The sequence below is a fragment of the Streptomyces sp. NPDC050534 genome (genome assembly GCF_044457745.1).
In the GTDB taxonomy this organism is placed as follows: domain Bacteria; phylum Actinomycetota; class Actinomycetes; order Streptomycetales; family Streptomycetaceae; genus Streptomyces.
This window is the reverse complement of record NZ_JBITHF010000002.1, coordinates 570,623-582,892: the sequence shown is the minus strand read 5'-3', so window position 1 is coordinate 582,892 and position 12,270 is coordinate 570,623. Positions and strand designations below refer to the sequence as shown.

The 12,270-nt window shown below is 71.5% G+C and carries 8 protein-coding genes and 1 pseudogene; 1 reads left to right on the top strand and 8 read right to left on the bottom strand.

The features are described 5' to 3' along the window. Positions 1-27: 27 nt before the first annotated feature. Positions 28-1,795 (top strand): annotated as a pseudogene (locus tag ACIBN2_RS08145) (GDSL-type esterase/lipase family protein). Positions 1,796-1,808: 13 nt separating this feature from the next. Here ACIBN2_RS08145 and ACIBN2_RS08140 read toward each other — a convergent pair. From ACIBN2_RS08140 to ACIBN2_RS08105, 8 genes are all read right to left on the bottom strand, one after another. After that, a complete protein-coding gene (locus ACIBN2_RS08140) occupies positions 1,809-2,588 on the bottom strand; it encodes an exodeoxyribonuclease III (RefSeq protein ID WP_399133390.1) in 780 nt (259 codons plus the stop codon). 50 nt (positions 2,589-2,638) lie between these two features. After that, the gene (locus ACIBN2_RS08135) at positions 2,639-3,274 is read right to left on the bottom strand and encodes an MBL fold metallo-hydrolase (protein ID WP_399133389.1); all 636 of its coding nucleotides are present in this window, start codon (positions 3,272-3,274) and stop codon (positions 2,639-2,641) included. A gap of 25 nt (positions 3,275-3,299) precedes the next feature. Further along, positions 3,300-4,601 (bottom strand): 4-carboxymuconolactone decarboxylase, encoded by a 1,302-nt coding sequence (gene pcaC / locus ACIBN2_RS08130; RefSeq protein WP_399133388.1) that lies wholly within the window; start codon positions 4,599-4,601, stop codon positions 3,300-3,302. 127 nt (positions 4,602-4,728) lie between these two features. Beyond that, positions 4,729-5,499 (bottom strand): respiratory nitrate reductase subunit gamma, encoded by a 771-nt coding sequence (gene narI / locus ACIBN2_RS08125; RefSeq protein ID WP_399133387.1) that lies wholly within the window; start codon positions 5,497-5,499, stop codon positions 4,729-4,731. Then, positions 5,496-6,158 (bottom strand): nitrate reductase molybdenum cofactor assembly chaperone, encoded by a 663-nt coding sequence (narJ, locus tag ACIBN2_RS08120; protein WP_399133386.1) that lies wholly within the window; start codon positions 6,156-6,158, stop codon positions 5,496-5,498. Before narJ ends, narI begins: the two co-directional genes overlap by 4 nt. Further along, on the bottom strand, positions 6,155-7,876 hold the full coding sequence (gene narH / locus ACIBN2_RS08115) for a nitrate reductase subunit beta (protein ID WP_399133385.1): 1,722 nt from the start codon (positions 7,874-7,876) through the stop codon (positions 6,155-6,157). Before narH ends, narJ begins: the two co-directional genes overlap by 4 nt. Before the next feature lies 1 nt (position 7,877). Continuing rightward, positions 7,878-11,555, bottom strand: a complete 3,678-nt coding sequence (locus ACIBN2_RS08110) for a nitrate reductase subunit alpha (RefSeq protein ID WP_399133958.1) — start codon at positions 11,553-11,555, stop codon at positions 7,878-7,880. Positions 11,556-11,789: 234 nt separating this feature from the next. Continuing rightward, on the bottom strand, positions 11,790-12,263 hold the full coding sequence (locus tag ACIBN2_RS08105) for a hemerythrin domain-containing protein (protein WP_399133384.1): 474 nt from the start codon (positions 12,261-12,263) through the stop codon (positions 11,790-11,792). Between the last annotated feature and the right edge of the window lie 7 nt (positions 12,264-12,270).

Sequence of the window (12,270 nt, the reverse complement as noted above, 5' to 3'; positions counted from 1 at the left end):
CCCACCGGCGAGCGGGAGGAGTCGGCCGTGCGTCGACGTGTCCGGGGTTTCGTGGTGGTCACCGCCTCATTGGCGTTCCTGTCGCCGCCCACGGCGGTACAGGCCGCCGCCCGCAGCGGGGCGGAGCCTGTGCCGCTGGACCGCCTCTACGACAACACCGCGGTCAGCGACGACGCCCGTCCCGGCGGGGCGGACTTCGACGGCTCCGGCGCCTCTCTGTCGGCACAGGACCTGACGGCCGCGGGCTGGACGCCGGGGCGCACGCTCACCGTGCAGGGCGCCCGGCTGGCCTGGCCGCGGCGGCAGCCGGGCCGGCCGGACAACGTACGGGCCGGCGGACAGGCCGTGCGCGTCGGCGGGCGCGGCGACGCGCTGGCCTTCCTGGCCGCGGGCACGAGCGGGGCCGCCGACGTGAGCGGCACCGGCTCGGTCTCGTACCGCGACGGTGCCCGTTCCGGGTACCGGCTGACCGTGCCCGACTGGCTCACCGGCCCGCTCGCCACGAAGGCGGTCGCGCTGCCGCACATCAACACGCGTGACGGCCAACGCGCCGCGCAGGCGCGGCTGTTCGTCGTGACCGTGCCGCTGACGCCGGGGCGTGAGGTCGCCTCGGTGCGGCTGCCGCGCGCCGCCGGGCTGCATGTGTTCGCGCTGGCCGTGCGGGCCTCGGCCGCCCGCTGGAGCGGCAGTTGGGCGGCGGCGACCTCCGGGTATCCGGCCGTGGGGCCGTGGGCCGACCGGACGGTGCGGCTGGTGGTGCACACCTCCGTCGGCGGACCGCGCGTGCGGCTGCGGTTCGACAACACCTTCGCGGCGGCGCCGGTGCGGATCGGGAGCGCGACGGTGGCCGTGCAGGCGAAGGGGGCGACGGCGCGGGACGTGCCGGTGCCGGTGTCCTTCGGGGGCGGCCGGCACCCGAATCCCGGCGGGGGCACAGGCGTTCAGCGATCCGCTCGCCTTCACGGTGCCCGCGAGGACCAACCTCTTGGTGAGTTTCCATCTGCCGGAGGCGATGACGGCGGCGCCCGTGCACCAGCTCGCGGTGCAGCGGTCGTACGTGAGCGTGCCGGGCGACCATGCGGCGGAGGGCTCGGCGGCGGCGTACACCACGCTCATGACCCGGTGGCCGCTGCTGACCGGTGTGGACGTGGGCGGTGGGCCGGGGTCGGTGGTGGTGCTCGGGGACTCGATCACCGACGGCGACAGGTCGACCATGGACGCGAACCGGCGCTGGCCCGACGTGCTGGCCGGGCGGCTGCTGGAGCAGCGCGCGGTGCCCCGCTACGGCGTGCTCAACCAGGGGATCTCCGGGAACCGTGTGGCCACCGACCGGTATCCCGGCGACGGCGTCTCCACGGACACGGCCGGGGTGAGCGCCCTGCACCGTCTGGACCGGGATGTCCTGGCCCAGACCTCGGCGCGTACGGCGATCGTCTTCGAGGGCGTGAACGACGTGCGGTGGCAGTACACGGCGGAGCAAGTGATCGCCGGGCTGCGGGAGATCGCGGACCGCGGGCATGCGCGGGGGCTGCGGATGCTGGCCGCCACGATCCTGCCCTGCGAGGGCGAGACGCTGTGCACGGCCGCCGCCGATGCCCGGCGCTCCGCGGTGAACGCCTGGATCCGGGACGCCGGGGCGTTCGACGCCGTGCTCGACTTCGACCGCGTGGTGCGCGACCCCGCGCGGCCGGCCCGGATGCTGCCCGCCTACGACAGCGGGGACCATCTGCATCCGGGCGACGCGGGGCTCGCCGCGCTGGCCGGGTCGGTGGATCTGCGGGCCCTGGTGCCGTGAACGCCCGGGAGACCTAGACGTCCAGGTCCACGACGACCGGCGCGTGGTCCGAGGCGCCCTTGCCCTTGCGCTCCTCGCGGTCCACGTAGGCGTCGGTGACCGCCTTGGCGAACGGCTCGTTGCCGTAGACCAGGTCGATGCGCATGCCGCGGTTCTTGGGGAAGCAGAGCTGGCGGTAGTCCCAGTACGTGTACGGGTGGTCGTACTTGAGGGGGCGCGGGACGACGTCCGTCAGGCCGGTCTCGCGCAGGGACGTCAGGGCGGCGCGCTCGGCCGGGGTGACGTGGGTGGAGCCCTCGAAGGCGGCCCGGTCGTAGACGTCCTCGTCCGTCGGCGCCACGTTGTAGTCGCCCAGCACCGCGAACGGGCGGCTGCCGCCCGCGTCGCCGGCGATCGCCGCCTTGAGCGCCTCGAACCACTGGAGCTTGTACGCGAAGTGCGGGTGGTCCACCTCGCGGCCGTTGGGCACGTAGACCGACCAGACGCGGACCGGGCCGCAGGTCGCGGAGACCGCACGGGGCTCGACGCCGCCCTCGTAACCCGGGTCGCCGGGAAGGCCCTTGACGACGTCCTTCAGGCCGACGCGGGAGAGCACCGCCACGCCGTTCCACCTGCCGGTCGCGTTCACCGCCGCCTCGTAGCCCGCTTCGCGCAGCTGGTCGAACGGGAACTGCTCCTCGGCCAGCTTGGCCTCCTGGAGGCAGAGCACGTCCGTGCTGCTGCTCTCCAGCCAGGCCAGGAGCCGTGGCAGGCGGGCGGTGATCGAGTTCACGTTCCAGGTCGCGATGCGCATGCCTGACAACCTACCGGGCGGGTCCGACAACGCGGTCCCGCCCGGGTCCGTCACAGGTCGGCCGACGCTCCCGGGGCCAGCCGCAGGTGCTCCGCACCGCCCAGCGCGCCGATCTGGCGGTCGTAGATCGGGCGGGCCAGGTCGGTGAGCAGGGCGTCGTGGATGTCGTAGGCGCGCTGCGGCTTGACCTCGCGGACGTAGTCGATGACCTCGGAGATCTTGTTCCAGGGGGCCATCACCGGGAGCATCAGCGTCTCGACCGGGTGGTCGGGGACGGTGAGGGCGTCGCCGGGGTGGAAGACACTGCCGCCGTCGACGAGGTAGCCGACGTTCGTGATGCGCGGGATGTCCGGGTGGATGACGGCGTGCAGCTCGCCGTGAACCCGGACGTCGAAGCCCGCCGCGGTGAACGTGTCGCCGTGCCCGACGGTGTGCACGCGGCCCGGGAACGCGGCCGAGATCTGTTCCGCGACGGACCTGAGGGTCCAGATCTCGGCGGCGGGGTCGGCCTCCATGGCCGCCCGCAGCCGCCGCTCGTCGAAGTGGTCCGGGTGCTCGTGGGTGACGAGGATCGCATCGGCGCCGACCGCGGCGTCCTCCTCGCTGAATCCGCCGGGGTCGAGGACGAGCGTGCGCCCGTCCTTCTCGAGCCGGACGCAGCTGTGCGACTTCTTCGTGAGCTTCATGACTCCCATCGTGCCCCTTCGCGGGTCACTCCGTGGGAGTCGTCTCCTCTCTTATGACCTGCTGGGCCACCTTGAACGCGCTGCCGGCCGCCGGGATGCCGCAGTAGACGGCCGCCTGAAGCAGCACTTCCTTGATCTCACCGGGGGTGAGGCCGTTGCGCAGGGCGGCGCGGATGTGGGGCGCGAGCTCGTCCGTGTGGCCGCCCGCGACCAGGGCGGTGAGCGTCACACAGCTGCGGGAACGGCGGTCGAGGCCGGGACGGTCCCAGATCTCGCCCCACGCGTACCGGGTGACGAGCTCCTGGAAGTCCCCGGAGAACTCGTCCGCCTGCGCCAGCGTCCGGTCGACGTGCGCGTCGCCGAGCACCTCGCGGCGCACCTTGATCCCGGTGTCGTACGGGTCGGGCCGCCCCGACAGCTGACCGGGCACGATCACCGGGGGCGCGATCTCGGCGACGGGCACGGGCTGCGGAGGGGCGGCGGCCAGCACTGGCTTGACCGGCGCGGCGAGGATGGCCATCTGGCCCGTGTCCGAGTCGAACGCGGGCTTCCAGGGGGAGGAGAAGTGCCGGACCAGCAGGTCGGAGACGGCGGCCGGCTGCTCGACCGGCACCAGGTGGGAGGCGCCGGGGACGACGGCCAGGCGGGCGTCGGGAACGCCGGCCACCAGAGTGCGGGCCTCCGCGGGGCCGGTGACCCGGTCCTCGGAGCCGACCAGGACGAGGGTCGGCACCCCGGCGCCGCCGAGCTGGGACCGTACGTCGAAGGTGGCCAGCGCCTCGCAGGCGGCGATGTAGCAGCCGGGGTCCGTGGTGCGCACCATCTGCACGGCCCAGTCGGTGATCGCGGGCTGTGCGGCGGCGAACCCGTGGGTGAACCAGCGGTCGGGAGAGGTACGGGCGATGGGGTCGAGGCCGTTCGTGCGCACGATCACCCCGCGCTGGCGGAACTCGTCCGCCGTGCCGAAGCGGGGCGAGGCGGCGATGAGCGCCAGCGAGGCGATCCGCTCCGGGTGGCGCAGCGCCAGTTCGAGGCCGACCGCGCCGCCGAGGGCGCAGCCCGCGTAGCCGAAGCGGTGGACGCCGACCGCGTCCAGGGTCGCCAGCAGCCGGGAGGTGAGCTCGTCGACGGAGCCGACCGGGTACGCGGGCGCGCCCCCGTGGCCCGGGAGGTCGAAGCGGAAGACGCGCCAGTGCTTCGTCAGCTCGGGCACCTGGCGGTCCCACATGTGCCAGGTGGTGCCCAATGAGGGACCCAGGATCAGCACGGGCAGGTGTTCTGGCCCGTCAAAGCGGTATTGCAGGGTGTTCGTCGCACTCTCACTCACACCTTGCACGCTCTCACATCTCACAATTTCCGACGTGCCTGGGGCGCAACCCCATGCAAGCCGTCCCACGTTGTGGCGGCTCCGCGAAGATCCTCCACATCCGGCTTCACGTACCACTTCTACGTGATCATCCGATGCGTTCCCAGCCGCGGCGAGGTGCGCGGGTGCCGAGTTGAGTGTCCCGGCTGCGGTAGACGATGTAGGGGCGGGTGAGGTAGCCCAGCGGTGCGGTGAGCATGTGCACCAGGCGGGTGAAGGGCCAGGCCGCGAAGAGCAGCATCGCGCTTATGGCGTGCAGCTGGAAGAGGATCGGGGCGCCGGTCATCCGGTTCGGGTCGGGCTGGACGTAGAAGATGGAGCGGAACCAGGGGGAGATGGTCTCGCGGTAGTCGTAGCCGCCGCCGACGAGATTGGCCACGACGGTCGCGGACAGGCCGAGGACGATGGTCGCGGTGAGCGAGACGTACATCGCCTTGTCGTTCCTCGTGGTGGCGGAGAAGACCGGGCCGACGGTGCGCCGCCGGTAGACGAGGATCGCCAGACCGCCCAGCGTGCAGACCCCGGCGACGGTGCCGAGGACGACTGCCGAGACGTGGTAGGCGTCCTCGCCGATGCCGACCGCCTCGGTCCAGCTCTTGGGGATGACCAGGCCGCCGATGTGGCCCAGCAGCACGACGAGGATGCCGAAGTGGAACAGCGGGCTGCCGATGCGCAGCAGGCGGCGTTCGTAGAGCTGGGAGGAGCGGGTGGTCCAGCCGAACTTGTCGTAGCGGTAGCGCCAGACGTGGCCGAGGACGAAGACGGTCAGGGCGACGTACGGCAGGACGACCCACAGCAGGATGCCGCCGGTTCCCGCCTGCTCTGCCGCCAGGGTGAGGGAATGGGGTGGCACGATCATCGGAGCCCTCCTACGACGGGATCGGGCAGGAACACCGGGGAGGCGTAGGGGTCGAGGCCGACCTGTTCCTCGGGCGGGCCCTGGGCGGCCAGGCGCAGGACGGCTTCGCGGTCGTCGCCGGCGAGGGCGGGCAGGGTGGCCGAGACGGAGTCCAGGACGTGGGCCCAGGGTGAGCCGTCGTCGGTCAGCGCCAGGCGGAGCAGTTCCAGGCCGGCCCGGTGGTCGCTCAGCAGGCGCTGCCCGGTGGGTGGGTCGGTGGCGGCGAACTCGAGGACGACGGCGAGGTGGTCGGGCAGTTCGTCGTCGGCCAGGCGCCAGCCGGCGGCGGCGTAGGTCTGCTTCAGGCTCAGCAGGGCGAGGCCGCGCTTTCGGGTGTCTCCGTGGGCGTAGTACGTCAGGTAGAGGCAGCAGCGCTTGCGGTGGTCGAAGGTGGCGACGTAGGCCGTGGCCAGATCGGCGGGGGCCGACTGCGCGGCGTGCCCGGTGAAGCGGAGCAGAGGCTCGGCGACCGGATCCGGCAGCGTGGCGGCGACCCGGTCGGCCAGGGCCAGGCGCTGCCCGAACTGCTCGTCGGGGTAAGCGAGCAGGAGGGACTGGGCCTGCCAGGCGTAGGACTGCCAGGTCTCCGTGCGGATGGTGCGAGTGGCCTTCTTCTTCATGGCTTCGGCTCGCCCTCCCCGCCGCTGTCACCGCCGGCACTGCCGGACGGCTTCTGCGGGAAGAGGCCGGGCGGGGAGCCCTTGCCGTCCCAGTTCAGCAGGTTGACGCGGGTGTCCTTGCCGGTGGGGGTGGCGGGGGTGTCGGACGTCTGCCGGTCGCGCAGGGCCCGGTAGTTCTCCACCGCGATCGGCGCGGCGCCTCCGGAGGTCTCGCCGAAGGGGCCGGAGCCGCCCATACCGGGGCCGCCCTCGTAGTCCAGGCTGCACTCGGTGGCCAGTTCCTCCAGCTTGTGGGCCTGTTCGGCGTGCGCGGACGGGATGACGTACCGCTCGTCGTACTTGGCGAGCGCGAGCAGCCGGTACATGTCGTACATCTGCTCCTCGCCCATGCCGACCGCTTCCGGGATGGCGGCGTCGGGCTCACGGCCGAGGTTGATGTCCCGCATGTACGCACGCATGGCGGCGAGCCGGCGCAGGACACCGTCGACGGGGGCGGGGTCGCCGGCGGTGAACAGCTGGGCGAGGTAGTCGACGGGGATGCGCAAGGCGTCGACGGCGGCGAAGAGGTTCGTGTGGTCCTCGGCGTCCTGCCCGGTGTCGCGGACGGCGTCGACGACCGGGGACAGCGGCGGGATGTACCAGACCATGGGCAGGGTGCGGTACTCCGGGTGCAGCGGCAGGGCCACCTTGTAGGTGTTGATCAGGGCGTGGACCGGGGACCGCTGGGCGGCCTCGATCCAGTCCCTGGGGATGCCCGCCCGCTCCGCCTCGCGCACGACGTCCCGGTCGTTCGGGTCGAGGAACACGCCTCGCTGGGCCTCGTACAGGTCCTGCTCGTCGGGGGTGGAGGCGGCTTCGAGGACCTTGTCGGCGTCGTAGAGGACGAGTCCGATGTAGCGCAGGCGGCCGACGCAGGTCTCGGAGCAGACGGTGGGCAGGCCGACCTCGACGCGCGGGAAGCAGAAGGTGCACTTCTCCGCCTTGCCGGTGCGGTGGTTGAAGTACACCTTCTTGTACGGGCATCCGGTGACGCACATGCGCCAGCCCCGGCAGCGGTCCTGGTCGACCAGGACGATGCCGTCCTCCTCCCGCTTGTAGATGGCGCCGGAGGGGCACGAGGCCGCGCAGGACGGGTTGAGGCAGTGCTCGCAGATGCGCGGCAGGTAGAACATGAAGGTCTGCTCGAACTCGAGCTTGATCTTCTCCGAGACCTGGTTCAGCAGGACGTCCTTCTCGCCGGTCGCGGCGGAGTTGCCCAGGTCGTCGTCCCAGTTCGCGGACCAGGAGATCTTCATGTCCTTGCCGGTGATGAGCGACTTGGGGCGGGCGACTGGGGTGTGCTCCTGCAGGGGGGCGTTGGTCAGGGTCTCGTAGTCGTAGGTCCAGGGCTGGTAGTAGTCGTCGAGCGTGGGCAGCACCGGGTTGGAGAAGATGGTGATGAGCTTCTTGAAGCGGCCGCCCGCCTTCAGCGCGAGCCGGCCGCGTTTGTTCAGCTCCCAGCCGCCGCGCCAGGTGTCCTGGTCCTCGTAGCGGCGGGGGTAGCCCTGGCCGGGGCGGGTCTCGACGTTGTTGAACCACACGTACTCGACGCCGGTGCGGTTGGTCCACGCCTGTTTGCAGGTGACGGAGCACGTGTGGCAGCCGATGCACTTGTCGAGGTTCATCACCATCGCCATCTGGGCCATGATGCGTCCGATAGTGGCTTCGCCACGGGGCATGTCAGTACTCCACGTCCTGGTTCGTGCGGCGGCGGATGACGGTGACCTCGTCGCGCTGGTTGCCGGTCGGGCCCAGGTAGTTGAAGGCGTACGACAACTGCGCGTAGCCGCCGATGAGATGGCTGGGCTTGATCAGCAGGCGGGTCAGGGAGTTGTGGATGCCGCCCCGTCGGCCGGTGGTCTCGGTGCGGGGGACGTCGATGAGGCGGTCCTGGGCGTGGTGCATGTAGACCGTTCCCTCGGGCATGCGGTGCGAGACGATCGCACGGGCGGCGACGACGCCGTTGCGGTTGACCGCCTCGATCCAGTCGTTGTCCCGGACGCCGACCTTGGCCGCGTCCTCGGTGCTCATCCAGATGGTCGGCCCGCCGCGGGAGAGCGAGAGCATGAACAGGTTGTCCTGGTACTCGGAGTGGATGGACCACTTGTTGTGCGGGGTCAAGTAGCGCACGGTCACGCCGAGTTCGCCCGTCTCGCCGATCCGCGGCTCGTCGAAGAGGGCGTGCATGTTCAACGGTGGCCGGTAGACGGGCAGTTGCTCGCCCAGTGCGGTCATCCAGTCGTGGTCGAGGTAGAAGTGCTGGCGGCCGGTGAGGGTGTGCCAGGGCTTGAGGCGTTCGACGTTGATGGTGAACGGCGAGTAGCGGCGCCCGCCGGTCTCCGAACCCGACCACTCGGGCGAGGTGATGACCGGCACCGGGGCGGCCTGGGTGTCCGCGAACGTGATCTGTTTGCCCTCGTGCTCGGCGGCCAGGTCCGCCAACCGCATGCCGGTGCGCGCCTCCAGGGTATGGAAGCCCTGGGTGGCCAGATGACCGTTCGTGGTGCCGGACATCGCGAGGATGGCCTCACAGGCGTGCACGTCCCGGGCGATCGAGGGCCGTCCGTCGGCCGCCCCACCCCGTACGACGCCGTTCTTGTGCCGCAAGTAGTCCAGTTCCTCGGCCACTTGGAACGTGACGCCCTTGGTGGTGGCGCCCAGGTCGTCCAGCAGGGGGCCGAGGGCGCCCATCTTGTCGGCGACGGCGGCGTAGTCGCGTTCCACCGTGATCAGCTTGGGCATCGTGCGGCCGGGAACCGGCTCGCACTCCCCCGCCTTCCAGTCACGGACCCGGCCGTGCGGATTGGCCAACTCGTCCGGAGTGTCGTGCAGCAGCGGCGCGGCCACCACGTCCTTGCGCACCCCCAGGTGCCCGGCGGCCTGACGGCTGAACTCCCGGGCGATCGTGTGGAAGGCGTCCCAGTCGGTGCGGGTCTGCCACGGCGGGGCGATGGCCGGGTTGAACGCGTGCACGAAGGGGTGCATGTCCGTGCTGGAGAGGTCGTGCTTCTCGTACCAGGTCGCCGCCGGCAGCACGATGTCGGAGAAGACCGTGGTGCTGGTCATGCGGAAGTCCAGCGTCAGCAACAGGTCGAGTTTGCCCTCGGGAGCCTCCTCCCGCCACGTCACGTCCCGCGGCCGCGCCTCGGGCGGGGCCTCGGTGGCACGCACCGAGGCGTCGGTGCCGAGCAGGTGCTTCAGGAAGTACTCGTTGCCCTTGGCCGAGGAGCCCAGGAGGTTGGCCCGCCACACCGTCAGCACCCGGGGGAAGTTCTCGGGAGCGTCGGGGTCCTCGCCCGCGAATCCCAGCCGCCCCGCCTTGAGTTCCTCCACCACGTGCTCCCCGACGGCGCGTCCCGCCGCCTCGGCCTCGTCGGCCAGATCGAGGGGGTTGCGGTCGAAGGTCGGATACGACGGCATCCAGCCCATCCGCGCCGACTGCGCGATCACGTCGGCCGTCGCCCTGCCGGCGAACGGGCCGCCCGCCCCTGCCGCGGCAAGCGCATCCGCGGAGAACGGGTCGTATCGGAACTGATCGCCGTGCAGATACCAGTAGGCGGTCTGGATCATCTGCCGGGCCGGCCGGTTCCAGTCCCCGGCGGTTGCGATCACCGAGTAGCCGGTGATCGGGCGGACCTTCTCCTGGCCGACGTAGTGTGCCCAGCCGCCGCCGTTGACGCCCTGGCAGCCGGTCAGCGTGGTCAGCGTCAGGAACGCCCGGTAGATGGTGTCGGAGTGGAACCAGTGGTTCGTCCCCGCCCCCATGACGATCATTGAACGGCCGCCGGACTCCTCGGCGTTGGTGGCGAACTCCCTCGCGATACGGGTCGCCCTCGCGGCGTCCACTCCGGTGATCGCGGCCTGCCAGGCGGGCGTGTACGGCTCCTCCGCGTCGTCGTAGCCGGTGGGCCACCGGCCCGGCAGTCCCTCGCGGGCCACTCCGTACTGGGCCAGCAGCAGGTCGTACACCGTCGTCACCAGACGCCCGGCGACCCGCCGCACCGGCACCCCGCGCCGCAGCCGCCCCGGGCCGGCGTCCGGGGTGTCGAACCGTGGCAGCTCCACGGCCACGGGTTCCTCACCGGCGCCGTCGGCCGACAGCAGCGGGTCGACGCCGCCCAGGTCCAGGTTCCACTTCCCGGCGCCGGCGTCGCCGTACCGGTCGCCGAGGGTCCCGTTCGGCACCACCGGCAGCCCCGTGGCACTGTCCAGCAGCACGGTGCGGAACTCCGGGTGCTCCGCCGCGGCGTGCTCACCGCCCAGGTCGGCGGCGGTCAGGAACTTGCCCGGCGCGTGCGAGCCGTCCTCGCGCTCCTCGAGGGTGACCAGGAACGGCAGGTCGGTGTACCGCTTGACGTAGTCGGCGAAGTACGGCGCCGTCCGGTCGACGAAGAACTCCTTCAGGATCACGTGGCCCATGGCCATCGCCAGCGCGCCGTCCGTGCCGGGCTGGGCGGGCAGCCACTCGTCGGCGAACTTCACGTTGTCGGCGTAGTCGGGCGACACGGCGACGACCTTCTGCCCGCGGTAGCGGGCCTCGGCCATCCAGTGCGCGTCCGGGGTGCGGGTCACCGGCAGGTTCGAGCCCCACATGATCAGATATCCGGCGTCCCACCAGTCGCCCGACTCCGGTACGTCGGTCTGGTCGCCGAACACCTGCGGGGAGGCCACGGGCAGGTCCGCGTACCAGTCGTAGAAGGAGAGCATCACCCCGCCGAGCAGCGAGTAGAACCGCGCGCCGGCCGCGTGGGAGACCATCGACATCGCCGGGATCGGCGAGAAGCCGGCCAGCCGGTCCGGACCGTACTCCTTGATCGTGTGCACGTGCGCGGCGGCCACCATCTCCGCGGCCTCGTCCCAACTCGCGCGCACCAGGCCGCCCTTGCCGCGCGCCTGCTTGTAGCGGCGGGCCCGCTCGGGGTCGGACACGACGTCCGCCCAGGCCGCCACCGGATCGCCGAGGCGGGCCTTGGCCTCCCGGTACATCTGCAGCAGCACGCCGCGCACATACGGGTAGCGGACCCGGGTCGGCGAGTAGGTGTACCAGGAGAAGGCGGCCCCGCGCGGGCAGCCGCGCGGCTCGTACTCGGGGCGGTCCGGGCCGACCGAGGGGTAGTCAGTCTGCTGCGCCTCCCAGGTGATGATGCCGTCCTTGACGTACACCTTCCACGAGCACGAACCCGTGCAGTTCACCCCGTGGGTGGAGCGCACCACCTTGTCGTGCGACCAGCGGTCCCGGTAGAACTCGTCGGCCTGACGGCCGCCCTTGCGGTGCAGTGTGCGCAGGTCGTCGGAGACCTCCGCCCGGGTGAAGAAGCGGCGGCTGCGTACGAGCGCGTCCGCCAGGTCGCCGTCCATGCCCGCTCGTGCCTGGCTGGTTTCCGTACCCACCGCGCCACTCCGCTCCGGGCGTGCAGGCCCGTTCGAGTCGTGATCGAGTCTGGCCGCACACGACTCTACGACCGCCGTCCCCCGAAAGGTCAACAGTCGCGCCACGAGCACACAGGCACGCCCGGGGAAATCGTCCACGTGCCGAAACGGCCACCCCGGTGCGGCGGGGCCGCCGCCCGAACCGGCCACGGCGGAGTCGGGTCACGTGGACGGCTGGGGCATGCGCGCACCGACCCGGGCGCGGACCGCCTCGACGGTCTCCCACTGCTCGGTGTCCAGCACCGCCAGGGCCGCGGGGAAGACGCCGTCCTGTTCCTTGAGGATGTGGTTACGCAGCAGATCGAGGGTCGTGATCAGGCGTTCCGGCCAGGTGGGGTCGGCCAGGAACGGTCCGTCCGCCTCGGCCAACACGACCTCGATGAGGCGGTGTTCGGCCTCCAGTGCGGCGATCTTGTCGGGGAAGTCGGGGGCCATGGCCGGGAACAGTCCGTGTTCCTCGACCTCGGTGTGCGGGCCGAGCACGGCGGCGATCTCCCTGGCCAGCTCGGCCATCCGCGCGATCTCACCCTTGCGGTGGGCGTCGCGGACGTGGCTGACGAGGCCCACGACCGCCTCGTGCTCCCTGGTCAACTGGCCGATGGAGGCCACTGCCTGGCAGCCGCAGTACTCACACATCGTTCTC